Raw genomic sequence first — 24,913 nt, 5'->3', positions numbered from 1 at the left:
GGACTAATCTAAGAGGTTTAGTCCGGGGTGCCCTTGAGGGGGCTGGTGGGCTCAGGCTCGGACGCCGCGCCAAACTGACCGGCGGGTTTCAGATGAAGCGCCAGCAGGGCAACCACCATCAGACTCACCACCACCATCTCGCCACCATCCTCCAGGAGGACGAAGAGCACCTGCCAAATGGGGACGTCGTAAAACGCCGAGTGCAGCATATCCCCGATCCCCCCGCAAAAAACCAGCAAAACCAGAAGCCCCCAAAGTGGCAGCACCTGCCGCTGGCTGCCGGAAGCGGAGCGCTTATGGGTCCAGTAGAGCAGAGCGACGAGCGCCGCTCCCACCACCGACAGATAGAGAAACTCCCCCCAGGCATCGGCCCCGATCCCGGCCCACTTCTCCCAGGTCACCGGCTGGGCTAGCCACTCCCCGGCCTGCTCGTGCAGTTGGAGGCTGTCATCGAGCAGCAGGTAGAGCCACAACAGCAACCAGCCGATGAACACCGGCTGACGAACCCTGAGCCAGAGTATGGCCAGCAGCAGAATGATCCAGAGCTCCTTGAGATACTGATAGATTTCTGCATAGCCGCCATCTTTCTGGATGGAGAACAAGGGATTAGTGAGATAATTCAGTTTCAGCAGCAGGTTCAGCGCGAAAAAGGCCAGGTCCGCGCTGACCAGTAAAAGCAGGAAGAGCCAGAGGATTTTGGGAAGGTTGCCCATCAATGGACGCTCCAATCTATGCCGCCGGTAAAGATCACCCTGCAGGAGCCCCCTGCCTCACCGCTCTCGTCCATGAGCACAGCCTTGAATAATCTTGATATTTTAGGGAATTAGGACGTTTAGAAAGCTCCATTTTACTCAATCGGGGGAACCCGATTGTGACCGGTTTGCGGCCCGAGCCTCCTCGTAGAGGCGCAGCAAGATGAGACTCCCGGCGAGGATCTTGCTGAACAGTCCGCCAAACAGCAGGGTGGCGGTGCAAAGAAAGTAGATCCAGGGGCGAAGACGCCGCCCCCGGATCAACGCGATCGCCAAAAACGCGCCCGCCCCCAGCCAGAGCAGATTCAATAGCAGCAGCACCGTGGTTGCCGCCCACACCTCAGGGGCACCGATGGGCGCATCCAGGTAGCCAGCCAACACCCCATGCAAGGTTGGCCAGCGCAGCATACTCAGCAACAGGGAAACCACGCAAAGCGCCAGCGTGAGCCACCCCAGGCCCTGGCGAAAGCGCACCAGGGATCGTGACGGTTCGGTGGCGTTATGCCGGGCGGTTGAGGCAGAAGCCGTCGACGAATCTGCCGGATGATCGCTGTCAGGATCACGGTTACGGGGTTCGTGGGTTTCAGGCATGGGATCTCCCTTGAGGACAGCGAAATAGCGCAGCGAAGTGTATGACCGGCAAGATAGAGACACAACCATCGAGATGGCGCGCGCTTGGGCTTTTTCCTGCTCCAGTTCAACTGGTTTACACTCAAACCATGAGCCTTCCCATTGACCCATGCAGGAGAGCAGTATGAACAGTCAATTCATCATCAGCGTCATCGGGCCGGACCTGCCCGGGATCCTCAAACAGCTGACCGAGGTCACCCATGATCGGGGAGGTCGCTGGATCAACAGTAAAATCTGTAACATGGATGGTCGCTTCATGGCACTGATCAAGATCGACGTCCCCAAGGAGGGGCAAAACGCACTGCAAAGTGCCCTGCAACAGCTGAACGATGTGGAGGTCACCATCCACCCGCTGAGCCCCCCTCCGAAACACGATGCGGTGAGTGCCGCCTTTCGGATCGACGCCGATGACCGGCCCGGTCTTATCAACGACATCAGCCAACTGATGGCCAGCCACAGCATCAACATCGATCAGCTGGAAAGCCATCGACTCGGGGTTTCCGATACCGGCCAGAGCCTCTTTACCGCCAAGCTTCAGGTCACCCTGCCGGCGGAGTTGGATCCTGCCAGCCTGGCCCGGGAGTTGGAGGGACTGCACGAGCATATCGTGGTCCATCCCATTCCCGCTCTGTAAGGCGCTCTTAAGGAAAAATTCGGGAACAAAAAAGGCGCTGCTCCTGCAGCGCCTTTTTTCTCATCGCTTCCCTTACAGGAGGCTCTGAATGCCGTATTGCGGCTCCAGCATGCCCACGGCGAGCATCGCCACCAGGCAGATCACCAGTACCGAGGCCGGGATCACCAGACGATCCATTTTCGACAGCTTCTTGGGACGCTCTTTGTCACCGATCAAGCCGTTGTTATCCAGCAGCATGGTCAGGGCCCACGCCAGCACCGGGTTGGTCACAGCGGCGGCGAAGACGCAGATACCCGCAGACTGGGAATCCTTGCTGTCCTTGATCATCTGCATGCCCGCTTCCAGCAACGGCAGGAATACCCCTACCAACAGCGCAACGCGCATCACCGGAGGCCATACCGCAGCGTCCATCGGGAAGCCCAGGTAGGCCACGATGATGCACAGGGTGCCCAGCAGGATACCGCCGGCCGGGATGGGGCGCTTGGCGATGGCGGCCGGGATCATGTAGGTACCCCAGGAGGAGGTGATGTTACAGCCACCCACCGCGGTGCCTACCATCTGGCGGATGGAGCAGGTGGTCATGGTGTCATCTACATCCATCAGCACGCGATCGGTGCCCTTGGGGTAGTTCAGCTCCTGGAAGATGCGGTGGCCAAGGAAGTCCGGAGACCACATCGCCACCGCCAGGATGGCAAACGGCAGTGAGGCGATGAAGTGGCTCATGTTCGGCAGACCCAGCATCCAGCCGTGGTCGGTGCTGCCCCACCAGTAGACCGGATTCAGGTTCGGCAGGCCGGTTTGGGTTTCAAAGGTCAGGTCAAAGCCGGCGCCCAGGGCCAGGGCGATCAGCAGGCCGGTCAGGGCACAGGCGGGGATCGCCAGCCAGCGCTTGCCGACTTTGGCCAGGTAGGCGTAGAGGACAACGGTGACCGCCAGGACGATCAGGCCCACGTGGCCCATCTCGATCCCTTTCGACCAGGCCTGGATATCCCCGATCTGGCTCATGGCACCGGTGAAGCCGAGGAACACCAACAGGCCCCCGGCGACCCCTTCACTGGTGAGGTTCACCAGTTTGGAGCCCCCTTTGAAGTAGGAGAGCAGCAAGCCGAAGATACCCAGCAGGATCGCCAGCGCCAGCGGGTGCGCACCGGCCAGGGCGATGGCGCCGATCAGCGGGATCATCGGACCGTGGTTACCAGCCAGGTTGGCTCTGGGGTTCAGGAAGCCGGAAGCCAGGATACAGAACAGCAGGGCCGGGATCAGCATCTCAACCCGGGCCACCTCGATGGCGAACGCCTTGCCCAGTTCGATATGGTCCCAGCGGGCGCTGAGGCCCTGGGCCCAGGCCATCCCCACGGCGGAGTACATGGCGATAATCCCGATGGTCCCCGCCAACGCAGGCACCAGGTCTTCCCACTCGAAGCGGAAATCGCGCCCGGGCAGGTTCAGGCCCCAACGGCGCGGTTTCATAATTTGCAGTTCGTGGTCCAGGTAATCACTCCGGGACTCGAACTCGCTGGCTGGCCGATGCAGCTCGCGATAGCTTTTTTCTTGGTTTTCCGACATCGGGATAACCACTCCACGTTGATTCAATGCTTGATTGGATTCATACCGTACTACCCGAAGGCCAAAAAAACGGCACGACGACAGTCAGTATAGTTGTGGCGCGTATTTTGGCGGCTTGGCCATTGTTTGCTGTGATCCGGATCCAATGTCTGACCAATTAACCAAAAAAGCGCTTGGGAACAATCGTAGATAAATGCCTGAGCAGCAGGGAGATGGCTATCTGCTTGCAGGGAGCAGAGAGTCACGGCGCCGCTCCTGGTGGCAACCCAGCCGGGTAAGTCGCGCGGCCGATAAGCAAACGCAGAGAACGAAAAAGCCCACCTCAGTGGGTGGGCTTAATGGTGGACTCAGTGACAGGCTTACCAGCCAGTGAGATCCCGCAGCGCCTTACCGATGTCCGCCAGGGAGCGCACGGTACGAACACCAGCGTCTTCCAGGGCTTCAAACTTGTCGGCAGCGGTGCCTTTACCGCCGGCGATGATGGCGCCGGCATGGCCCATCCGCTTGCCCGGAGGCGCAGTGACACCGGCGATGTAGGAAACCACCGGCTTGGTCACGTTGGCCTTGATGTAAGCTGCCGCTTCCTCTTCGGCGGTACCGCCGATCTCACCGATCATCACGATCGCCTCGGTCTGAGGGTCGTTCTGGAACATCTCCAGGATGTCGATGAAGTTGGAACCCGGGATCGGGTCGCCACCGATGCCCACACAGGTGGACTGGCCGAAACCTTCGTCGGTGGTCTGCTTGACCGCCTCGTAGGTCAGGGTGCCGGAGCGGGAAACGATACCCACTTTGCCCGGCTTGTGGATGTGGCCGGGCATGATGCCGATCTTGCACTCACCCGGGGTGATCACACCGGGGCAGTTGGGGCCGATCATGCGAACACCGGCCTGGTCCAGCTTGACCTTGACGTCCAGCATGTCCAGGGTCGGGATCCCCTCGGTGATGGTCACGATCAGCTCGATGCCCGCATCGATCGCTTCCAGGATGGCGTCCTTACAGAACGGGGCCGGAACGTAGATCACGGAAGCGGTGGCACCGGTGACTTCAACCGCTTCACGCACGGTGTTGAACACCGGCAGGCCCAGGTGGGTGGTGCCCCCTTTGCCCGGAGAAACGCCGCCAACCATCTGCGTGCCGTACTCCAGCGCCTGCTCAGAGTGGAAGGTGCCCTGTCCGCCGGTAAAGCCCTGGCAGATCACCTTGGTGTCTTTATTGATCAAAACGCTCATTACTGGGCCTCCGCTGCTGCTACCACTTGTTGCGCCGCATCCGTCAGGCTGTTGGCTGCAATGATGTTGAGGCCGGAATCGGCCAGCTTCTTGGCACCCAGTTCGGCGTTGTTACCTTCCAGGCGAACCACGACGGGGACTTTCACGCCCACCTCTTCCACCGCGCCGATGATGCCGTCGGCGATCAGATCGCAGCGAACGATGCCGCCGAAGATGTTGACCAGGACCGCTTTCACATTGCTGTCGGAGAGGATGATCTTGAACGCTTCGGTCACGCGCTCCTTGGTCGCACCGCCGCCCACATCGAGGAAGTTGGCCGGGTTGCCACCGTGCAGGTTAACGATGTCCATGGTACCCATGGCCAGGCCAGCGCCGTTGACCATGCAGCCGATGTTGCCATCCAGGGCAACATAGTTCAGCTCCCACTGGGCGGCGTGCGCTTCACGCTCATCTTCCTGGGAGGGATCGTGCATTTCGCGCACGGTCTTCTGACGGTAGAGGGCGTTGGAATCGATGTTGATCTTGCCATCCAGGCAGTGCAGGTTGCCCTGCTCAGTGATCACCAGAGGGTTGATCTCCAGCAGTGCGAAATCCAGGTCCAGGAACATCTGGCCCAGACCTAGGAAGATCTTGGTGAACTGCTTGATCTGGTCGCCCTTGAGGCCCAGCTTGAACGCCAGTTCACGGCCCTGGTAAGCCTGGGGGCCCACCAGCGGATCGATGGCGGCCTTGTGGATCAGTTCCGGAGTCTCCTCCGCCACTTTTTCGATCTCAACACCACCCTCGGTGGAGGCCATGAACACCACGCGCTGAGTGCCGCGATCTACTACGGCGCCCAGGTAGAGCTCTTTCGCGATGTCGGTGCAGGACTCCACCAGGATCTTGGCCACCGGCTGACCGTTGGCGTCTGTCTGGTAGGTCACCAGGTTTTTGCCCAGCCAGTTCTGCGCGAACTCGCGGATCTCATCCTTGGAGGAGGCCAGTTTTACACCGCCTGCCTTGCCGCGGCCACCAGCGTGGACCTGGCACTTCACTACCCACTTGTCACCGCCGATCTTACTGGCCGCCTCGGCAGCCTCCTGAGGGGTGTCGCACGCATAACCTTCAGAGACGGGCAGGCCGTACTCAGCGAAGATCTGCTTTGCCTGATACTCATGCAGATTCATACTTTTATATCCGTATTACTTCTTATAACTTCCAAAGCCCGAAGGCAGGGGACTCGAGATTGGGGAGGCACTGCCTCCCCGGCAAAAACCTTAGATGTCCAACAGCAGGCGGGTCGGATCTTCCAGCAACTCTTTGATGGTCACCAGGAAGCCCACGGACTCGCGGCCATCGACGATGCGATGGTCATAGGAGAGCGCCAGGTACATCATCGGCTGGATCTCAACCTGGCCGTTGACCGCCATTGGACGCTCCTTAATGGCGTGCATCCCCAGGATGGCGCTCTGAGGCGGGTTGATGATTGGGGTGGACATCAGGGAACCGAAGACACCGCCATTGGTGATGGTGAAGTTCCCTCCGGAGAGCTCCTCGACGGTCAGCTTGCCCTGCTGGCCCTTGATCGCCAGCTCCTTGATCCCTTTTTCGATCTCGGCCACGGACAGCTTATCGGCATCCCGCAGCACCGGGGTCACCAGACCGCGAGGGGTCGATACGGCGATGCTGACATCGAAGTAGTTGTGGTACACCACATCGTCGCCATCGATGGAGGCGTTCACCTCCGGGTAACGCTTGAGGGCTTCCACCACGGCCTTAACATAGAAGGACATGAAGCCCAGGCGGATGCCGTGGCGCTCTTCGAAGATGTCCTTGTACTGCTTACGCAGGGTCATGATGGGGGCCATGTTCACCTCATTGAAGGTGGTCAGCATGGCGGTGGAGTTCTTGGCTTCCAGCAGACGCTCCGCAATGCGCTTACGCAAACGGGTCATAGGTACCCGCTTCTCGGTGCGATCGCCCAGCTCAGGTGCCGGCGCTTTGGCTTCGGCCGGCTTGCTGGCCGGGGCATCGCCCTTGGCCTTAACGAAGGCTTCCACATCTTCCTTAGTGATACGGCCGCCAACGCCGGTGCCAGCGATTTTGCTCACGTCGACGTTGTGCTCTGCCACCAGACGGCGCACCGAGGGGCTCAGGGCATCGTTGCCCTCCTCGGCACTGGGGGCCTCCGGCGTAGCCGCCGGCTTGTCGACCTCCTGGCCCGCCTTGGCACCGGCGATGAAGCTGGCGATCACCTGCTCCGCCAGGACGGTGTCCCCTTCGTTATTGAGGATCTCGCCCAGTTGGCCATCCTCCGGTGCGGGCACTTCCAGCACCACCTTGTCGGTTTCAATGTCCACCAGGACCTGGTCGCGGCTGACGGCTTCACCGGGCTGAACGTGCCAGGTGGCGATGGTGGCATCGGCGACGGACTCTGGCAGCACGGGAACTTTGATTTCGATGCTCATGGCTATCAATCCTTGTTCAATTCTTACTTCAAATTCAGCGCGTCGTTAACCAGCGCCTGTTGTTGTTTGGTATGCACCGAGACGTAACCCACCGCAGGAGCAGCGGAGGCTTCACGGCCGGCGTAGCTGAGCTGACCGCGAGGCGGCAGCGCTTGCCAGAAGTGGTGCTGGCTGCAGTACCAGGCACCCTGGTTCTGCGGTTCCTCCTGACACCAGACGAAGTCCGTCACGTGCTGGTAATCTGCCAGCACTTTCGCCATCTCGTCGGCTGGGAAGGGGTAGAGTTGCTCGATACGGATCAGGGCCACGTTGGTGAGCTCTTCCCGGCGGCGCTTCTCCAACAGGTCGAAATAGACCTTGCCAGAGCAGAACACAACGCGATCTACCTGGGTCGGGTCCAGCTCATCCACTTCCCCAATCACGTTCTGGAAGGTGCCGTTGGCCAACTCCTCCAGGCCGCTCACGGCCAGCGGATGACGCAGCAGGGATTTGGGGCTCATCACCACCAGAGGGCGGCGCATGGGGCGCAGCGTCTGACGGCGGATCATGTGGTACACCTGGGCCGGGGTTGTCGGCACGCACACCTGCATGTTGTGGTTGGCGCACAGCTGCAGGAATCGCTCAAGGCGAGCGGAGCTGTGTTCCGGCCCCTGCCCTTCATAGCCGTGTGGCAGAAGCATGGTCAAGCCGCACAGACGGCCCCACTTCTGCTCGCCGGAGCTGAGGAACTGATCGATCACCACCTGGGCACCGTTGGCAAAGTCACCAAACTGCGCTTCCCACAGGGTCAAGCCGGCGGGTTCGGCGGTGGCGTAACCATACTCAAAGGCCAACACCGCCGCTTCAGACAGCACCGAGTCGTAGATCTCGATCGGGGCCTGCTGCTCCGACAGGTGACGCAGGGGCATGTAGGTGGTGGCATTTTCCTGGTTATGCAGCACCGCATGGCGGTGGAAGAAGGTGCCGCGGCCGGAGTCCTGACCGGTCAGACGAACCCGGTAACCATCATCGAGCAGGGTGGCGTACGCCAGGATTTCCGCCATGCCCCAATCCAGTGCCTTCTCGCCCGCGACCATGGCTTCGCGGTCCTTGTAGATCTTGTTAACCCGGGAGTGAAGCTTATGCTCTTCTGGGAAGTCGGTCAGTGCCTGGCCCAGAGCCTGAAGCTTCTCCAGCGGCACTTGGCTGTCGTAAGCGGCGGTCCAGTCGTGGTCCAAGAAGGGGGTCCAGTCGACGGAGTGCTCCGTCATCACCCGCCACTCAGGCACCACACAATCGCCCCGCTCAAGCAGGTCCCGGTAGGTGTTGATCTGCTCCGTGACCTCCTCGGCGCTCATCACCTTCTGCTCGATCAGGCGCTCAGCGTAGATCTTACGCGGTGTCGGATGCTTCTTGATCTTCTTGTACATCAACGGCTGAGTCGCGCTTGGCTCATCCGCTTCGTTGTGGCCGTGACGGCGGTAGCAGATAAGGTCGATGAACACGTCGCGGCCGAACTCGTAACGGTAGTCCACCGCCAACTGGGCCACGAAGGCCACCGCTTCCGGATCGTCTGCGTTCACATGGAATACTGGCGCCTGAACCATCTTGGCGATGTCGGTACAGTATTCAGTTGAGCGGGTATCCGCCGGGTTGGAGGTGGTGAAACCAACCTGGTTATTGATTACCACCCGAATGGCGCCACCCACCTGAAAACCACGGGTCTGCGACATGTTGAGGGTTTCCTGAACCACCCCCTGCCCGGCGATGGCGGAGTCGCCGTGGATGGTGATGGGCATCACCAGCTTACCGGTCTCACACTTACGCCGGTCCATGCGGGCCCGAACGGAGCCGATCACCACGGGGGCTACGATCTCAAGGTGGGAGGGGTTGAAAGCCAGTGCCAGGTGGACATTGCCGCCGGGGGTGGCAAAGTCGGAGGAGAACCCCTGGTGGTACTTCACGTCACCACTGCCGAGGGCTTCGTCGTGCTTGCCGGCGAACTCGTCGAACAGGTCGCCGGGCTTCTTGCCGAGGATATTAACCAGCATGTTGAGACGACCACGGTGTGCCATCCCCACAACCACCTCTTTGGCTCCCTGGTCTCCGGCGCGATAGATCAACTCACGCATCATCGGCACCATGGCATCGCCCCCCTCGAGGGAGAAACGCTTGGCACCGGGGAACTTGGCACCCAGGTATTTTTCGAGGCCCTCGGCGGCGTTGAGGCCGCTCAACAGGCGTTGTTTTTCTTCTGAGGTGTAGTTCGCCTTGCCCAGAACCGACTCAAGGCGCTGCTGGATCCAACGCTTCTCCCGGGTGCTGGTGATGTGCATGTACTCGGCGCCGATATGACCGCAATAGGTCTGCTGCAGGCTGCTGACCAGCTCCTTGAGGGTCAAGGTTTCACCGCCGTAGGCATAGGAGCCAGTATTGAACTGCCGTCCCATGTCATCGCTGGTCAGACCGTGATGACCCGGATCCAGCTCCGGCACCGGTGGCCGCTGCCACAACCCCAAGGGATCAAGCGCCGCGGCCTGGTGGCCGCGGAACCGGTAGGCGTTGATCAACTGCAACACCCGAACCTGTTTCTCGGACAGCTCCGGATCCGCAGTGGTCTTCTTGGAACGGTTGCTGTCCAGAGCCACTTCACGGAAATAGTCGCGGATCCGGCCATGGGCTACGTCGGTGACCGTCCCGTTGCTCGGCAGCTCGGCGAAGATCGCCTGCCACTCTTCGGCGACGGAAGAGGGGTCATCCAGGTAGGCCTCGTACAACTCTTCGATATAGGCAGCGTTGGCTCCCGCAAAGTGGGAGCTTTCCTGCCAGGCCTTAAGAGAATCCCGTTGCATTCTTGTTCCTTTCGCTGTGCTCGCCCGGTGATAGAGTCACTACGGGCAATATATAGAAAAGCCACGCCTTGGGGTGTCAAAGCGTGGCCTCCCTGATCAGTCCTTCACCGCATCAAGCTCGGCGAGATCACACCGCTCGGTTGAGCAGCATGGACTTGATATGGCCGATCGCCTTGGTCGGGTTCAACCCTTTCGGGCAGACATTGACACAGTTCATGATCCCGTGGCAACGGAATACACTGAAGGCATCGTCCAGTTCGCCCAATCTTTCATCAGTTGCGGTGTCGCGGCTGTCCACCAGGAAGCGGTAGGCGTGCAGCAGACCAGCGGGACCAACAAACTTGTCCGGGTTCCACCAGAACGACGGACAGGAGGTCGAGCAGCAGGCGCACAGGATGCACTCGTAGAGGCCATCCAGTTTGGCGCGCTCCTCCGGCGACTGCAGATGCTCCCGGGCCGGGGTCTTGCCGTCGTTGATGAGATAAGGCTTGATCTTCTCGTACTGGGTGTAGAACTGGGTCAAGTCCACCACCAGATCCCGCACCACCGGCATACCGGGCAGCGGACGGATAGCCAGCTTCTTGCCCTTGAAGGTGGAGATCGGCGTGATGCAGGCCAAACCGTTCTTGCCGTTCATGTTGACGCCATCGGAGCCACACACCCCTTCGCGGCAGGAGCGGCGGAACGAAAGGCCGGGGTCCTGCTCTTTGAGGAGCAGCAACACATCCAGCACCATCATGTCGGAACCGTCAGGCAGGTCCAGCTGGTAATCCTGCATGGTCGGGCGGGCATCGGTTTCCGGGTTGTAGCGGTAGACAGAAACGTCCAATTTCATCCTCTGTCCCCTCCTTAGTAGGTACGCACTTTGGGTGGGAAAGCGTCGCGCAGTTTCGGCGTCATATTGACGTCGCGCTTGCTCATCTCACCGGTCAGCGGGTTGTAGAGGCTGTGGCACAGCCAGTTCTCATCATCCCGCTCGGTAAAGTCTTCACGGGAGTGGGCGCCACGGCTCTCGGTGCGGAAATTGGCCGCCTTGGCGGTGGCGATGGCGGTTTCCATCAGGTTGTCCAGTTCGAGGCACTCGATACGCTGGGTATTGAACGCCTTGGAGGTGTCGGACAATTTGGCATCCTTGAGGCGGTCAGCGATCTGCTGCAGCTGCTCCAGGCCTTCGGCCATCGCGTCGCCCTGACGGAACACGGAGAAGTTGAGCTGCATGCACTGCTGCAGATCCTTGCGGATCTGAACCGGATCTTCACCGCTGCCGTTTTTGCTGGACTCCCAACGATTGAAACGGCTGAGGCTGGCGTCGAGATCAGACTCGGAGGCGTCACGGCCGGCGCCTTGGGCATCCAGGGTCTCGCCCAGGTGCATACCCGCGGCTCGACCAAACACCACCAGGTCCAGCAGCGAGTTGCCGCCGAGACGGTTGGCGCCATGGACGGAAACGCAGGCAATTTCACCCACCGCCAGCAGGCCTTGGATCGGCTGCTCGTCGGCCCCGATCACCTGACCATTCACGTTGGTAGGAATGCCACCCATCATGTAGTGGCAGGTGGGGATCACCGGGATCGGCTCCTTCACCGGATCGACGTGGGCAAAGGTGCGGGACAGTTCACAGATCCCCGGCAGGCGGGACTCCAACACCTCTTTGCCGAGGTGATCCAACTTCAGCTTGGCATGAGGACCCCAGGGGCCATCACAACCGCGCCCTTCACGGATCTCGGTCATGATGGAGCGGGCAACCACATCGCGGCCTGCCAGGTCCTTGGCGTTAGGGGCATAACGCTCCATGAAGCGCTCGCCATCCTTGTTCAGCAGGTAGCCGCCTTCGCCGCGGCACCCTTCGGTGACCAGTACCCCGGCACCGGCGATCCCGGTGGGGTGGAACTGCCACATCTCCATATCCTGCACCGGCACACCGGCGCGCAGCGCCATGCCGACACCGTCACCAGTGTTGATGTGGGCGTTGGTGGTGGATGCGTAGATACGACCGGCGCCGCCGGTGGCCAGTACCGTGGCCTTAGCCTTGAAGTAGACGATCTCACCGGTTTCGATGTCGATGGCGGTTGCTCCGACCACGGCACCGTCCTGGTTTTTCACCAGGTCCAGGGCATACCACTCGGAGTACACCTCTGTCTTATTCTTAACGTTCTGCTGGTAGAGGCAGTGCAACAGGGCATGGCCGGTACGGTCCGCCGCAGCGGCCGTGCGGGCAGCCTGCTCACCACCAAAGTTCTTGGACTGGCCACCGAAGGGGCGCTGGTACACCTTGCCGTCCTCGAAGCGGGAGAAGGGAAGGCCCATGTTCTCCATCTCGATGATCGCTTCCGGACCGGTCTTGCACATGTACTCGATGGCGTCCTGGTCCCCGATGTAATCGGAGCCCTTGACGGTGTCGTACATGTGCCACTCCCAGTTGTCCTCGTGAGCATTACCCAGAGCCACGGTGATGCCGCCCTGAGCGGATACGGTGTGAGAGCGGGTCGGGAAGACTTTGGACAGCAGAGCGCAGGATTTGCCCTCTTTGGAGATTTGCAGGGCTGCACGCATGCCGGCGCCGCCGGCACCGATCACGATGGCATCAAACTCTTTTACTGAAATACTCACTTACACACCCCACAGGATCACAACGCCGGCAAACAGGTAGGCCAGCAGAACCAGGTTGACAGCAAACTGCAGGAAGGCGCGCAGGCCCACCGGCTTGATGTAGTCGGTCAGCACCTGCCAAAGACCGATCCAGCCGTGGATCAGCAGCGCCAGCAGGGCCAGCAGGGTAAACACCTTCATCGCCACGCCGGCGAAGAGGTTCTGCCAAACCGAGAAGGTCAGTTCAGGGGTCAATACCAGGTAACCGACCAGGAAGATCAGGTAGCTGGCCAGAACCAGAGCGCTGGCGCGCAACAGAACGAAATCGTGGACGCCGCTGCGTCCGAGGGTTGCCGCATTTCTTACCATAACCAGATCCCCGCCAGAACAGACAAGATCAGGGCAGCCGCAAACACCACCCGGGCAGAGTTATTGCCACTTTCCATGGAACCCTCGAACAAGCCCAGGTCCATCAGCAGGTGGCGAATGCCACCACAAAGGTGGTACGCAAGGGCCGTCAGGATCGCCCAAATCACCACCTTGGCAGGCAGAGCATTGAACAGTTCAGCAACGGATTGGAAGCCGGAGGCGGACTCCAGCGAAGTGGCCAGCAGCCACAGAAGGACAGCGATAGCGCCGAACATCACCACACCGGAAACCCGGTGCAAAATGGACGCAATGGCCGTCGCGGGGAATTGGATCTGCTGTAGATCCAGGTAGACAGGTCTTTGCTTATTCACGTTCTGCTCACTCAGCTCCATTGAGCAAATAATTATCATTTTCCCTCGGGGCGAGCATTCTGGTTTCCTGAAACATCAGACATCCAGACCGCCTCTTCAGGGGCCCCTCCAGACTCACTTAAATGCAGAAAATGTTGCTTTCAAGTTGCGTCCTGCTCGAACCGGCCGCCATCGAAATCCTCTGCTGGCGTGCCGCTCCCGGTAAGGTCGCGGCCAGTATACACTGGCAAAAAACAAATACAAACATCACAGTTTTTGGCTTTATGAGAGACGTAAATACCTTTCAAATATGTTAATTAGACACAAGTCAACAAAAGAAGATGAAAATAACGATTGCTTGGGTTGAGTTAAGCGAATTGCCTTTTGTGACACCGCTCACTTAGAATGCGCAGGCAACGAATGGATAACGATAAAAAGTAAGGAGAACCAGCTTATGGCTAACCCTGTTGCCAAGCTACAGCTCCCCGGTCAGGAGACCATTGAGCTTCCCATCAAATCCGGCTCTGCCGGACATGACGTCATCGACATCAGTTCCCTGGGGAAGCATGGCCACTTCACCTTTGATCCTGGCTTCCTGGCGACCGCTTCCTGCGAGTCTGAGATCACCTTTATTGATGGTGAGAAAGGGATCCTGCTCCACCGCGGCTACCCCATTGACCAGCTGGCAACCCAGTCCAACTACCTGGAAGTGTGTTTCCTGCTGCTCAAGGGCCATCTCCCGGACGCCAAAGAGATGCAGACGTTCAAGAATGTGGTGACCCACCACACCATGGTTCACGAGCAATTGGCCAACTTCTATCGCGGCTTCCGACGGGATGCGCACCCGATGGCGATCCTTTGCGGCGTGGTCGGAGCCTTGTCGGCCTTCTACCATGACTCAACCGACGTGAACGACGAGCGTCACCGTGAAGTGGCTGCGATCCGCCTGATCTCCAAGATGCCGACCCTGGCTGCGATGGCGTACAAGTACAACCTGGGCCAGCCCTTCGTGTACCCGCGTAACGAGCTCTCCTTTGCGGGCAACTTCCTCAACATGATGTTCTCCGTACCCTGCGAAGAGTACGTGGTGAACCCCATCGTTGAGCGCGCCATGGACCGCATCTTCATCCTGCACGCGGATCACGAACAGAACGCCTCCACCTCCACCGTTCGTTTGGCCGGTTCCTCCGGTGCCAACCCCTTCGCCTGTATCTCTGCGGGTGTTGCCTCCCTCTGGGGTCCGGCACACGGTGGCGCGAACGAAGCCTGTCTCAACATGCTGGAGGAGATCGGCAGCGTCGATCGTATCCCCGAGTTCGTGGCCCGTGCCAAGGACAAGAACGATCCCTTCCGCCTGATGGGCTTTGGCCACCGGGTTTACAAGAACTTCGATCCCCGAGCCACCGTGATGCGCGAAACCTGTCACGAAGTGCTGGCGGAGCTGAACATTCAAGACCCGCTGCTGGACGTGGCGATGGAGCTGGAGCGCATTGCGCTGTCCGACGAGTACTTCATCGAGAAGAAGCTCTACCCCAACGTGGATTTCTACTCCGGCATCATCATGAAGGCGATCGGGATCCCCACCTCCATGTTCACTGTGATCTTCGCCCTCTCCCGCACCGTCGGCTGGGTATCACACTGGCAGGAGATGCTGAGCCAGCCGGGCCACAAGATCGGCCGTCCGCGCCAGCTCTACACCGGCGCCCCGCAGCGGGATTACATCCCCGGCAACCAGCGCTGATAATCGGCGTACAAAGAAACAAGCCAACCTAAGGGTTGGCTTTTTTGTTGCTCCCAGACACCGCACCGAATCGCTGCAACGGCCTATGTCCGGACACCCGCTCCCGACGCAATTACCCCCTTTAGTGAAATCCCCCACCCATGAGGCAAAAGCACTAACATTTTCTCAACAACTGCAGTCTTAACCCATACCAAATCATACTAATCCCTTGTAATTAAAAGTTTATTTTATTTGGCACGGATTTCGCTTTTCGAAGGCATCTGCCGATATCAATTCTGGAAAACGTTATGGATTTGCACCGTGGGTTAATCATCACCCTCCTAATCACCCCGCTTCTGGCCTGTGGGCAGCAGAGCAATGCCGCCGATGAGGCGAAGGCCGCCCCGCTGGTGCCGGTAGAAACCGGCGCCGTCAGTCGGGAGAGCGTTTCCCATTACTACCGCACCACCGCACTGCTCGAGGCCCCGGAGGAGGCCAAAGTGGTCGCGCGCATCGATGGGATCATCGAGACCCTGGCGGTTGAAGAGGGAGATCGCGTTCAAGCCGGACAACTCCTCGCCACACTGGATCCCCGTCACCACCGGCTCCACCTCAACAAGGCCCAGGCAGAGCTTGACGTGATCGATCAGGAGCTGAACCGGCTCGCCGCCATTGCCAACCGCCAGCTGGTCAGCGAAGAGACCATCGCCAAACTCCAGTACCGCCGGGAGGCGGCCCTGGCGCAGCGGGATCTGGCCCAGTTGCAGTGGCAGTACAGCCAGATCACCGCCCCCATCGACGGCGTGATCGCCAAACGTCACGCCAAGGTCGGCAACATGGCAAAGGTCCAGGAGGTGTTGTTCGAGGTGGTCCAACAACACCCTTTGCATGCGGTGGTACACCTTCCGGAGCAGGAACTCGGTCGGGTACGGCTCCAGCAGGAGGCACGGCTGAGCCTCCAGGGCGTAGACGGGCCGGTACCGGCCCAGGTGCTGAGGATTGCGCCGACGGTGGATCCGGACACCGGCACCGCCAAGATAACCTTGCTGGTCAACAACGAAGCGCGTCACCTCAAGGCCGGCATGTTCAGCAACGTCCAGCTGCGTTTCGATACCCATGAGAATGCCCTGGTACTGCCGCGCATCGCCCTGATCCGACAGGACCTGGGGCACGCTGTCTTCGTCATCAAAGAGGGAATGGCCGAGCGCCGTGAGGTCACCCTCGGCTACAGCGAGGGAGAGCAAGTCGAAGTCGTCGCGGGACTCACCGAGGGCGACCAGGTGGTGGTCCGTGGGCACCACCAGCTCCATGACGGCACCGAAGTCACGGTGATTGATCCCCTGCAACTCGCTGCCGGACGCTAAGGACCCACCATGAGCCTGATCAACACCGCCATCCGGCGCCCCGTCACCGTGTGGATGGGGATCTTCACCCTGCTGCTATTCGGCATGGTCGGCTTTGCCCGCCTCGGCCTCACCCTGCTGCCGGAGATGAGCTACCCCACCCTCACCATCCGCACCCTCTACCCCGGTGCCGCGCCCATGGAGGTGGAGCAGCTGGTCTCCAAGCCGATCGAGGAGTCGGTGGGGATCGTCAAGGGGTTGCGCCGCATGACCTCCACCTCCCGGGCAGGACTCTCGGATCTGCAACTGGAGTTTGACTGGGGCACCCAGATGGACCTGGCGGCATTGGAGGTCCGGGAGAAGCTGGATGCCATCCTGCTGCCGCTGGACGTGGAGAAACCGTTGATCCTGCGTTTTAATCCCAACCTGGATCCCATCCTGCGCCTGGGTGTCCCGCTGCCCGCTGGGAAGGAGAAAGACCTGATTGCCCTGCGCAGCTGGGCCGATGAGACGCTCAAGCGCCAACTGGAGTCGGTGCCCGGGGTGGCCTCGGTACGCCCCTCCGGCGGACTGGTACGGGAGGTGCAGATCCTGGTGGACCTGCCGATGCTGGCCCAACTCGATCTGACGCCCCAGCAGCTGGTGGAGCGTATCGGCGCGGAAAACCTTAACCTCTCCGCCGGTAAGTTGACCCAGGGCAGTCGGGAGCTGCTGGTCCGCACCCTGAACCAGTTTCAGAGCCTCGATGAGCTGGCCAACATCGTTGTCTACCGGGACGGCCAGCGCCAGATCCGCCTCCGGGAGATCGCCCAAGTGGTGGATGGCTTCGCCGAGCGCAGTGACATCGCCCGGGTCGATGGGGAGGAGGCGGTGGAGATCGCCATCTACAAAGAGGGGGATGCCAACGCCGTCACCGTGGCACAGGCGGTGCGGGAGCGACTGGCACAACTGGGCGAGCGCAGCGACAGCCGCCCCATCACTCTGCTCTACGACCAATCCCGTTTTATCGAGCGCGCCATCGATGAGGTGATTCAGGCCGCCCTCATCGGCGCCGTGCTGGCGATGGGGGTGATTTTTCTTTTCCTGCGCCAGCTTCGGCCCACCCTGATCATCTCGCTCTCAATCCCCATCTCGGTCATCGCCACCTTCAACCTGATGTACTTTGCCGACATCAGCCTCAACCTGATGTCCCTGGGGGGGATCGCCCTGGCGGTGGGACTGCTGGTGGACAACGCCATCGTGGTACTGGAAAACATCGACAGGCATCGCCAAGCGGGTCTGGCCAGTGAAAAAGCCGCCGCACAGGGGACCCGGGAAGTAGCCGGTGCCATCACCGCCGCCACACTGACGACGCTGGCGGTGTTCCTGCCGCTGCTGTTCGTCGACGGGATCGCCGGCGCCCTGTTCGCGGATCAGGCCCTCACCGTCACCTTTGCCCTGCTGGCCTCACTGGTGGTGGCCCTCACCGCCATCCCCATGCTGGCAGGCCGACCCGGCCTGCATTTTGCCAACCCGGATCCCAACACGCCGGACAGCAACGCCAAGCCGGTCCGACGCAGGGGCTGGCGCCGGCACGCCACCACGGTGTTTGCCCTGCCCTTCCTGCTACTGTTCCAGTGGTTGCCCGGCGCCCTGCTCACCCTCGGCTACTTCCTGGCGAAGGGTGTGGGCGTTATCGCCCGCTGGCTCTTTGCCCCCATCGACTGGGCCTTCAATCGCGGCTACCGGGCGCTGGCGCGGTTCTACCCGGCGCTGCTGACCCGGGCGCTGCGCCACCGCCTGCTCACCCTGGGTATTGCCGTTGGGATCACCGCGGCAGCCGCCTACCAGCTGCCACGCCTTGGCATGGAGTTGATCCCCCCCATGGCGCAGGGTGAGTTTTACCTGGAACTGCAACTGCCCCCGGGCACCAACGTCAGCCGCACCGATGCGGTACTGACTCAGCTGGCCCAGGCGGTACTCGACCACCCGGGCGTGGCCCATGCCTACTCCCAGGCCGGCAGCGCGGCGCTGATGGCTTCCAGCAGTCAGCGCAGCGGCGAAAACTGGGGTCGTTTGCAAGTGGTGTTGAGTGCGCCAGAGCAGCAGGATGCGGTGATGAACGGGCTGCGCGACGCCGCAGGGCGGATCCCGGATCTCACCTACGAGCTGAAGCAGCCGCAACTGCTCACCTTTAAGCAGCCGATCACCCTGGAGCTGGCCGGCTACGATCTTGGACAACTGCGCCGTACCAGTGACCTTATGGTCGAACGGCTATCGGCGGATCCCCGTTTTCGCGACATCAGCAACAGTCTGAGGGATGGCCAACCGGAGCTGGCGATCCACTTTGACCATCCGCGCCTGGCGGCCCTGGGGCTCACCGCCCCCGACGTGGCGTCACGGATCGCCACTTTAGTGGGAGGGACCCTGGCTTCCCGCTACACCCTGGAGGATCGCAAGATCGACATCCGCGTGCGGGCCGACGAGTCTGCCCGGGATCAGATCGACGACATCGCCGCCCTGACCGTCAACCCGGAGAGTCCTCGTCCCATCGCCCTCGATGCGGTGGCCCGGATTGAGCAAAGCATTGGTCCCGCCACCATCACCCGGATCGACCAGGAGCGAGTAGCCCAGATCAGCGCAGACCTGGCGTATGGCAGTCTCAGCGAGGGGGTAGCCGCGGCGCAGCGGATATTGAGCCAACAGCCGCTGCCGCCGGGGTTGCGGCTGGATTTCGGTGGCCAAAGCGAGGAGATGGAGGCGTCTAGCCACTCCCTGAAGATCGCTTTGGCCTTGGCAATATTCCTGGTGTACATGGTGATGGCCAGCCAGTTCGAATCCCTGCTTCAACCCCTGCTGATCCTGGCGGCGGTGCCGATGGCGCTGGCGGGCAGCGTGCTGGGGCTGGCTCTGGCCGGGATGCCCCTGTCGGTGCTGGTGTTCATCGGTTTTATCCTGCTGTGCGGCATCGTGGTCAACAACGCCATCGTTCTGGTGGACTGCATCAATCAGGGGCGGCGCCAAGGCCAGGAGAAGCTGGAGGCGATCGAGCAGGCCGCCGCCCAACGACTTCGCCCCATCCTGATGACCACCCTGACTACCGTCCTCGGCCTGTTGCCGATGCTGCTGGGCCTGGGGGAGGGCTCGGAGCTGCGCGCGCCCATGGCGGTCACGGTGATCGCCGGGTTGAGCCTGGCGACCCTGCTCACCCTGGTGGTGATCCCAGTACTTTACGCTCAATTTGACGCCAGCCAGCCGGAGGTGCGCCATGATGCAGCATGATAATAACGCCGCGCCAAGCGGTGGTTCCCTAACCCGGCTGGCACTGGGCCGCCCGGTCACCGTCACCATGGCCTTCCTCGCCCTGGGACTGCTGGGACTGGTGGCGGCACGACTTCTGCCCCTGGAGATGTGGCCCGGCCTGGAGATCCCGCAGATCACCGTACAGGTCCCCTACGAAGGGGGCTCGCCCCGGGAGGTTGAGCGGGAGATCACCGAGGTATTGGAGGGTTCCCTGGCCACCTTGAGCGGGATCAAGCGGATGCGCTCCGGCTCCAGCCAGACCGAGTCCTGGATCCGGCTGGATTTTGACTGGGACGAGGCGATCGCCAGCAAGGTGGTCGAAGTTCGGGAGCGGGTCGACGCAGTGCGACACCTGCTGCCTGAGGATGTGGAGCGGGTGCTGATCTGGCAGTTTTCCACCGAGGATATGCCGATCCTCACCCTGCGTCTCTCCTCCGCCCGGGATCTCTCCGGTGCCTGGGACCTGCTGGACCAGCAACTGAAACGACCGCTGGAGCGCCTGCCCGGTGTCTCCCGGGTGGCGCTGTACGGGGTGGAACCCCAGGAGATCCAGATCCGCCTGATACCGGAGCGACTGATGGCCCACGACATTGACCCGAACTGGCTGGGGGACAGGTTGAAGCAGCAGAACTTTGTCCTCAGCGGGGGCACCCTGCGCCAGGGCGAACAACTGTGGCAGATCACCCAGAAAGGGGAGTATCGCTCCGTTGAGGCGATCCGCGCCCTGACGGTCAAACCCGGGCTCACCCTGGGGGATCTGGCCCAGATCCAGTACCAGCGCCCGGAGATCACCGAGGGAAGACTGCTGGATCGCCGCTACGCCGTGGGGCTGGATATCTTCAAGGAATCCGGTGCCAACCTGGTGGAGGTGGCCGACAGGGTGTTGGCGGTCGTGGATCAGGTCCGGGGCCAGCGGCAGTTCGACGGAATCGATCTCTACGTGATGGACGATCAGGCTGACGGGGTAAAGGCGTCCCTCAAGGACCTGGCGCTGGCCGGGGCGATCGGCGCCCTGCTCTCCTTTGCCGTGCTCTGGCTTTTTATTCGTAACCCGCTGACCACCCTGCTGATCGTCATCTCGGTACCGCTCTCCATCACCCTGACCCTGGGGGTGATGTACCTGTTGGGCTACAGCCTCAACATCCTGTCGATGATGGGGCTGTTGTTGGCGGTTGGCATGCTGATCGACAACGCCGTGGTGGTCTCAGAGAGCGTGCTGCAACAGGACAGCCGGGATCGTCGCCGGGCCGTGATCCTGGGGGTCGACCGGGTGGTACTGGCGGTGATGGCGGGCACCTTGACCACCGCCATCGTGTTCCTCCCCAACATCTTCGGCGTCAAGGTCCAGTTGACCATCTTCCTGGAGCATGTGGCCATCGCCATCTGCCTCTCCCTGCTGGCCAGCCTGCTGATCGCCCGTACCCTGCTGCCCCTGCTGCTCTATCACTTCGGACAACTGGGCCAGACCGCCGCTCCCCCGGAAGCAGCCCGCTACCGGCGTCTGCTGGGCTGGTGCCTGGACCGGCCGGTCCGCACGGGGGCGATGGCACTGCTGCTGCTTGGCTCCACGGCCTACCCCTTGTCGCAAATAAGTCAGGGCGACGATGATGAGGGCGATCCTCGGCGGCTCTACATCAACTACCAGGTGGAGGGGCGTCACAGTCTCAGGGTGACCGAGGGGATGCTGAACACCATGGAGGATTACCTCTACGCCAACCAGGCGCGCTTCGGCATCGAGTCGGTCTACAGCTACTTCTCACCGAACGACTTGCAATCAACGCTGATCCTCACCGATCCCCTGCCGATGCCGATGCCGGAGCTGAAAAAGGTGATCGCCGAGGGTTTCCCCAAACTGCCCTATGCCCGGCCGGTTTTTGGCTGGCAGGGAAATGACGACCGCGGCCTGCGCCTCTACCTGCACGGCCGCTCCACCGAGCGTCTGATGACGTTGGCGGACGACCTTCTGCCCCTGCTCGGTGAAGTGGAGGGTCTCAGCGATCTGCGTACCGAGATCAGCCGCAGCGAATCGGAGCTGGTGGTGCGTTTCGACCGGGATAAGCTGGCGCGGCTGGGACTGAGTCTGAGCGCTGCCTCCCGAACCGTCGCCACCGCACTGCGGGGGGAGAACCTGCGCTCCTTCCGCCATGATCCCAGTGGCGAGATCGCCATCCGCCTGCAGTGGCAACCGCAATGGCGACAGGCGCTGGAGCGCCTTGAGCAGTTACCCCTGGCGCGGATCCGCGGCCAGGTTGTGACCCTGCAGCAGGTGGCCACCCTGGCGGAGCAACCGCGGCTGGATGAGATCCGCCATGAGAACCGGCAAACCGCCCTGGCGATCGGCGGCAATATCGACAGTGACGTCGACTACAACCGCCTGCGCGATGCGATCCGCGCCCGGCTGGATGCATTACGCCTTCCCGAGGGCTACCACTACAGCTTTGGCGGCGGCTTCCAGTACCAGGATGAGAGCCAGGCCCTGATGGTCACCAATATGCTCCTGGCGGTGGCGATGATCTACATCGTGATGGCGGCGCTGTTCGAATCCTTGCTGCTGCCCACCGCGGTGATCAGCGCCATCCTGTTCTCCCTCACCGGCGTGTTCTGGGCCCTGCTGCTCACCGGCCAGAACCTCAGCGTCATGGCGATGATCGGGATCCTGGTGCTGATGGGGGTGGTGGTGAACAACGGCATCGTGCTGGTAGACCAGATAAACCAGCATGAGCCGGCGCCACAACGGATGCGTCAGGCGATCATCGACGCCGCCGTCAGCCGCTGGCGACCGGTGTTGATGACCGTCGCTACCACCATCCTGGGCCTGCTGCCACTGGCCCTGTGGGAGACCCGACTGGCCGGGGGGGGGCCGAGTTACTCGCCCATGGCGATCGCCATCATCGGCGGACTGGCGTTTTCCACCCTGACCAGTCTGCTGCTGGTGCCCTACCTTTACCTGATGCTCAGTCGTCTGCGCAGCCGGGTCTCGGCAGGAATAGGTCGAACCCTGGCCCGCTGTCGCCGCTGGCGACCCGCCTGGTTATAGCCGATTACAGCTAACCGGGGGCGATCATCGCCCCCGGCTTCCATCTGTCGGGCATTGCCATTACATTAACCCCACACCCAACCTGAAGGGATGGATCCCATGAACTCACACCTGATGGCGATACTGATGCTGCTGACGCCGCTCAGTGCCGTTGCCGCACCAGATTCTGACCGTTTTGCCAACACCCAGATCGACGCCACGCCGCTTCGAGCCGGGCTCTACATGCTGACCGGCAGTGGCGGTAATATCGGGGTCAGTACCGGCCCGGATGGGGTTTTGCTGGTGGACGATCAGTTCGCCCCCCTGGCGGAAAAGATCCAGGCTAAGCTCAATACCCTGGTCGATGGCGAGGGTACGCCGAAGCTGTTGATCAATACTCACTACCACGGTGACCACACCGGCGGCAACGCGATCTTTGGTCAACACGCCACCCTGATGTCCCATCACAACGTCCGGCAACAGATGCATCGCCAGGATCCAGACAACCTGGCGGCGCTGCCGGTGCTTACCTTCGGTGAGGGCGTGGATCTGCACTTCAACGGCCTGACAGTGGAGGTACGTCACCTGGGAGTTGGCCATACGGACGGCGACGCCGTGGTCTGGTTCAAGGAGGCCAATGTACTGCACACCGGCGACCTGTTCTTCCACGACCGTTTCCCCTATATCGACCAGGATCACGGCGGCACCGTCCGGGGCTACCTCGCCCGGGTTGAGACCCTGCTGACGTGGACCAACGACCAGACCCAGATCATCCCGGGCCATGGTGACCTGGCCACCCGGGACGACCTGATCCGCTTCGCCGAGATGATCCGAACCTCTCTGAGCTGGGCCGAGGCCCTGGCGGGCCAGCCCAAAGCCCAGTGGCAGCAGCAGGGATTGCCGACGGAGCTAAAGTCCTGGAGCTGGGCCTTTATCGACGAAGGGCGCTGGATAGACACCCTGTGGCGGGAGATGCAGTAAAATGGAAATGGCGATGCAACTGGGTCTCTTTCTTCTCTGTGCGCTCTTGCTAAGCCTGCTGCCGGTTTATGGCGGTGCCCGGCTTTTGGGCATCGGTAACCCAAGCTGGTGGGCGGCGCTGGCGGCCGTGGTCGCCGCCCTGGCGCTGCAGGATCTTGCCCTGCGCTTTCTCGAGGATCAAAGCCTGGCCTGGCTGGTGAGTCTGCTGGCCGGTGCCATCGCCTTCAGTCTGATGCTGGACTGCCCCTACTGGAAGGCACTGCCACTGTGTATCGTGGTGATGTCGATCCAGTGGGGGGCAACGGAGCTTCTGCTGGAGGGGGTTCCCGCCCATGTGGAGCTCAGCCGCCTGGTGGGGGAAACGCAAAAGGAGCTTTGGCCCCAGTACCACGAGTAGCCTCCCCTCGCCAAACGGGCCCGCCAACGCGGGCCCGCGCTATTTTCACGCCTCTGAGGGGCGGACCTCAAAGCGTCGACGCCGCGCTCGGCGCAACGCCTTTTTACTCTTGACCAGAGGCTGCAGCATGGCGCGCACCCCATCGGCCAGGTGCAATCCCAGGCGCTCGCCCGCCCCCAGCGCCTCGGGACAGTTGGCCCGGACCAATCGAGAGAGGTTGTACTGGGTCACCAGGGTCGCCACGACCCAAAGCGGACTGAAGCGGCAGCGGCGCAGCGTGGTGCGCTCGAAGTCCGCCATCCCCACTTCGCCATCGGTACTGACCACAAAATCCCGGATCGGTAACGAGTGGCGTGCCACCCCCTGGGCCAGCATACTCGCGACCCGCTGACGCACGAGCGCAACTTGCTGGGGGTTGAGGCTCTTAGCCATGGCACCGGGCAGTCGGCTCATGGTGATGGCGAAGTTCGACGAGTCTGCGTTGATCAGCTGCGGAAACCCCGCCACGCCCCGCAGGCGCTCGAGGGCACGCACTTCGCGGGGGAATCCGTTACGTTGCGCCTTGCTGCCGGTATAGGTTTTGGTAACGGAATGGGGGCCGATGCTCACATGCATCTTGCCGGTTTGATAAATGCCATCGATAACTTGCTTCATACGCCACCTCGCTGCTGATTGGGGCGCGAAACGTAACACGACTTTGAGCCACTCGCGGATGCGGCTGGCGGACTTTGGGATCCCAGGTACTTAAAACGGGCACCTTTCGGGCGCCCGTTT

Annotated in this window: 19 protein-coding genes; 7 read left to right on the top strand and 12 right to left on the bottom strand. The window is 61.4% G+C overall.

Annotated elements, in window-relative coordinates; all coding sequences use genetic code 11:
• Positions 1-17 precede the first annotated feature (17 nt).
• Together ABD997_RS05560 and ABD997_RS05555 are read right to left on the bottom strand one after the other, a co-directional pair.
• Positions 18-713, bottom strand: coding sequence for a hypothetical protein (locus ABD997_RS05560; RefSeq protein WP_345316020.1), 696 nt, complete (start codon positions 711-713; stop codon positions 18-20).
• Between the two features lie 138 nt (positions 714-851).
• Positions 852-1,343 carry a hypothetical protein gene (locus ABD997_RS05555; RefSeq protein ID WP_345316019.1) on the bottom strand — a complete coding sequence of 164 codons (492 nt, stop codon included), beginning with the start codon at positions 1,341-1,343 and terminating at the stop codon, positions 852-854.
• A gap of 163 nt (positions 1,344-1,506) precedes the next feature.
• Between ABD997_RS05555 and ABD997_RS05550 the strand changes: the two genes are divergently transcribed.
• Positions 1,507-2,016, top strand: a complete 510-nt coding sequence (locus ABD997_RS05550) for a glycine cleavage system transcriptional repressor (protein ID WP_345316018.1) — start codon at positions 1,507-1,509, stop codon at positions 2,014-2,016.
• A gap of 72 nt (positions 2,017-2,088) precedes the next feature.
• Here ABD997_RS05550 and ABD997_RS05545 read toward each other — a convergent pair whose 3' ends face one another.
• The 9 genes from ABD997_RS05545 to sdhC all read right to left on the bottom strand — a co-directional run bounded on the left by ABD997_RS05545 (position 2,089) and on the right by sdhC (position 13,442).
• Positions 2,089-3,582, bottom strand: coding sequence for a DUF3360 family protein (locus ABD997_RS05545; RefSeq protein ID WP_345316017.1), 1,494 nt, complete (start codon positions 3,580-3,582; stop codon positions 2,089-2,091).
• 359 nt (positions 3,583-3,941) lie between these two features.
• A complete protein-coding gene (gene sucD / locus ABD997_RS05540; RefSeq protein ID WP_345316016.1) occupies positions 3,942-4,814 on the bottom strand; it encodes a succinate--CoA ligase subunit alpha in 873 nt (290 codons plus the stop codon).
• Positions 4,814-5,980 (bottom strand): ADP-forming succinate--CoA ligase subunit beta, encoded by a 1,167-nt coding sequence (sucC, locus tag ABD997_RS05535; RefSeq protein WP_345316015.1) that lies wholly within the window; start codon positions 5,978-5,980, stop codon positions 4,814-4,816. Before sucC ends, sucD begins: the two co-directional genes overlap by 1 nt.
• Before the next feature lie 90 nt (positions 5,981-6,070).
• On the bottom strand, positions 6,071-7,261 hold the full coding sequence (gene odhB, locus ABD997_RS05530; RefSeq protein WP_345316014.1) for a 2-oxoglutarate dehydrogenase complex dihydrolipoyllysine-residue succinyltransferase: 1,191 nt from the start codon (positions 7,259-7,261) through the stop codon (positions 6,071-6,073).
• 23 nt (positions 7,262-7,284) lie between these two features.
• Entirely contained in the window at positions 7,285-10,092 is a 2,808-nt protein-coding gene (gene sucA, locus ABD997_RS05525; RefSeq protein WP_345316013.1) for a 2-oxoglutarate dehydrogenase E1 component, read from the bottom strand.
• Positions 10,093-10,219: 127 nt separating this feature from the next.
• Positions 10,220-10,927, bottom strand: a complete 708-nt coding sequence (locus ABD997_RS05520) for a succinate dehydrogenase iron-sulfur subunit (RefSeq protein ID WP_345316012.1) — start codon at positions 10,925-10,927, stop codon at positions 10,220-10,222.
• Between the two features lie 14 nt (positions 10,928-10,941).
• On the bottom strand, positions 10,942-12,702 hold the full coding sequence (gene sdhA, locus ABD997_RS05515; protein WP_345316011.1) for a succinate dehydrogenase flavoprotein subunit: 1,761 nt from the start codon (positions 12,700-12,702) through the stop codon (positions 10,942-10,944).
• The gene (gene sdhD / locus ABD997_RS05510; RefSeq protein ID WP_345316010.1) at positions 12,703-13,050 is read right to left on the bottom strand and encodes a succinate dehydrogenase, hydrophobic membrane anchor protein; all 348 of its coding nucleotides are present in this window, start codon (positions 13,048-13,050) and stop codon (positions 12,703-12,705) included.
• Positions 13,044-13,442, bottom strand: a complete 399-nt coding sequence (sdhC, locus tag ABD997_RS05505) for a succinate dehydrogenase, cytochrome b556 subunit (protein ID WP_345316240.1) — start codon at positions 13,440-13,442, stop codon at positions 13,044-13,046. The genes sdhD and sdhC overlap by 7 nt, the downstream gene beginning before the upstream one ends.
• A 412-nt stretch (positions 13,443-13,854) precedes the next feature.
• On the opposite strand from sdhC, the gene gltA reads away from it, so the two are divergent.
• The 6 genes from gltA to ABD997_RS05475 all read left to right on the top strand — a co-directional run bounded on the left by gltA (position 13,855) and on the right by ABD997_RS05475 (position 24,139).
• A complete protein-coding gene (gene gltA / locus ABD997_RS05500; protein ID WP_345316009.1) occupies positions 13,855-15,141 on the top strand; it encodes a citrate synthase in 1,287 nt (428 codons plus the stop codon).
• Between the two features lie 287 nt (positions 15,142-15,428).
• Complete coding sequence (locus tag ABD997_RS05495; protein ID WP_345316008.1) at positions 15,429-16,484, top strand: efflux RND transporter periplasmic adaptor subunit; 1,056 nt, start codon at positions 15,429-15,431, stop codon at positions 16,482-16,484.
• Positions 16,485-16,493: 9 nt separating this feature from the next.
• Positions 16,494-19,724 carry an efflux RND transporter permease subunit gene (locus ABD997_RS05490; RefSeq protein WP_345316007.1) on the top strand — a complete coding sequence of 1,077 codons (3,231 nt, stop codon included), beginning with the start codon at positions 16,494-16,496 and terminating at the stop codon, positions 19,722-19,724.
• Complete coding sequence (locus ABD997_RS05485) at positions 19,711-22,782, top strand: efflux RND transporter permease subunit (RefSeq protein ID WP_345316006.1); 3,072 nt, start codon at positions 19,711-19,713, stop codon at positions 22,780-22,782. Before ABD997_RS05490 ends, ABD997_RS05485 begins: the two co-directional genes overlap by 14 nt.
• Before the next feature lie 99 nt (positions 22,783-22,881).
• Positions 22,882-23,742 carry an MBL fold metallo-hydrolase gene (locus ABD997_RS05480; protein WP_345316005.1) on the top strand — a complete coding sequence of 287 codons (861 nt, stop codon included), beginning with the start codon at positions 22,882-22,884 and terminating at the stop codon, positions 23,740-23,742.
• Between the two features lie 13 nt (positions 23,743-23,755).
• A complete protein-coding gene (locus tag ABD997_RS05475) occupies positions 23,756-24,139 on the top strand; it encodes a hypothetical protein (protein ID WP_345316004.1) in 384 nt (127 codons plus the stop codon).
• A gap of 45 nt (positions 24,140-24,184) precedes the next feature.
• Here the strand turns inward: ABD997_RS05475 and ABD997_RS05470 are convergent, their stop codons facing one another.
• The gene (locus ABD997_RS05470) at positions 24,185-24,793 is read right to left on the bottom strand and encodes a hypothetical protein (RefSeq protein WP_345316003.1); all 609 of its coding nucleotides are present in this window, start codon (positions 24,791-24,793) and stop codon (positions 24,185-24,187) included.
• Positions 24,794-24,913 lie beyond the last annotated feature (120 nt).

The organism is Ferrimonas gelatinilytica (assembly GCF_039544205.1).
GTDB classification, from domain to species: domain Bacteria; phylum Pseudomonadota; class Gammaproteobacteria; order Enterobacterales; family Shewanellaceae; genus Ferrimonas; species Ferrimonas gelatinilytica.
Note: the sequence above shows the minus strand (reverse complement) of the source record. Positions and strands in the feature narration are given on the sequence as shown.

What these genes read in the sequence shown, in the direction of transcription:
- ABD997_RS05560 (WP_345316020.1), bottom strand. Translation starts at nt 713, where the DNA reads ATGGGCAACCTTCCCAAAATCCTCTGGCTCTTCCTGCTTTTACTGGTC.
- ABD997_RS05555 (WP_345316019.1), bottom strand. Translation starts at nt 1,343, where the DNA reads ATGCCTGAAACCCACGAACCCCGTAACCGTGATCCTGACAGCGATCAT.
- ABD997_RS05550 (WP_345316018.1), top strand. Translation starts at nt 1,507, where the DNA reads ATGAACAGTCAATTCATCATCAGCGTCATCGGGCCGGACCTGCCCGGG.
- ABD997_RS05545 (WP_345316017.1), bottom strand. Translation starts at nt 3,582, where the DNA reads ATGTCGGAAAACCAAGAAAAAAGCTATCGCGAGCTGCATCGGCCAGCC.
- sucD (WP_345316016.1), bottom strand. Translation starts at nt 4,814, where the DNA reads ATGAGCGTTTTGATCAATAAAGACACCAAGGTGATCTGCCAGGGCTTT.
- sucC (WP_345316015.1), bottom strand. Translation starts at nt 5,980, where the DNA reads ATGAATCTGCATGAGTATCAGGCAAAGCAGATCTTCGCTGAGTACGGC.
- odhB (WP_345316014.1), bottom strand. Translation starts at nt 7,261, where the DNA reads ATGAGCATCGAAATCAAAGTTCCCGTGCTGCCAGAGTCCGTCGCCGAT.
- sucA (WP_345316013.1), bottom strand. Translation starts at nt 10,092, where the DNA reads ATGCAACGGGATTCTCTTAAGGCCTGGCAGGAAAGCTCCCACTTTGCG.
- ABD997_RS05520 (WP_345316012.1), bottom strand. Translation starts at nt 10,927, where the DNA reads ATGAAATTGGACGTTTCTGTCTACCGCTACAACCCGGAAACCGATGCC.
- sdhD (WP_345316010.1), bottom strand. Translation starts at nt 13,050, where the DNA reads ATGGTAAGAAATGCGGCAACCCTCGGACGCAGCGGCGTCCACGATTTC.
- sdhC (WP_345316240.1), bottom strand. Translation starts at nt 13,442, where the DNA reads ATGGAGCTGAGTGAGCAGAACGTGAATAAGCAAAGACCTGTCTACCTG.
- gltA (WP_345316009.1), top strand. Translation starts at nt 13,855, where the DNA reads ATGGCTAACCCTGTTGCCAAGCTACAGCTCCCCGGTCAGGAGACCATT.
- ABD997_RS05495 (WP_345316008.1), top strand. Translation starts at nt 15,429, where the DNA reads ATGGATTTGCACCGTGGGTTAATCATCACCCTCCTAATCACCCCGCTT.
- ABD997_RS05490 (WP_345316007.1), top strand. Translation starts at nt 16,494, where the DNA reads ATGAGCCTGATCAACACCGCCATCCGGCGCCCCGTCACCGTGTGGATG.
- ABD997_RS05485 (WP_345316006.1), top strand. Translation starts at nt 19,711, where the DNA reads ATGATGCAGCATGATAATAACGCCGCGCCAAGCGGTGGTTCCCTAACC.
- ABD997_RS05480 (WP_345316005.1), top strand. Translation starts at nt 22,882, where the DNA reads ATGAACTCACACCTGATGGCGATACTGATGCTGCTGACGCCGCTCAGT.
- ABD997_RS05475 (WP_345316004.1), top strand. Translation starts at nt 23,756, where the DNA reads ATGCAACTGGGTCTCTTTCTTCTCTGTGCGCTCTTGCTAAGCCTGCTG.
- ABD997_RS05470 (WP_345316003.1), bottom strand. Translation starts at nt 24,793, where the DNA reads ATGAAGCAAGTTATCGATGGCATTTATCAAACCGGCAAGATGCATGTG.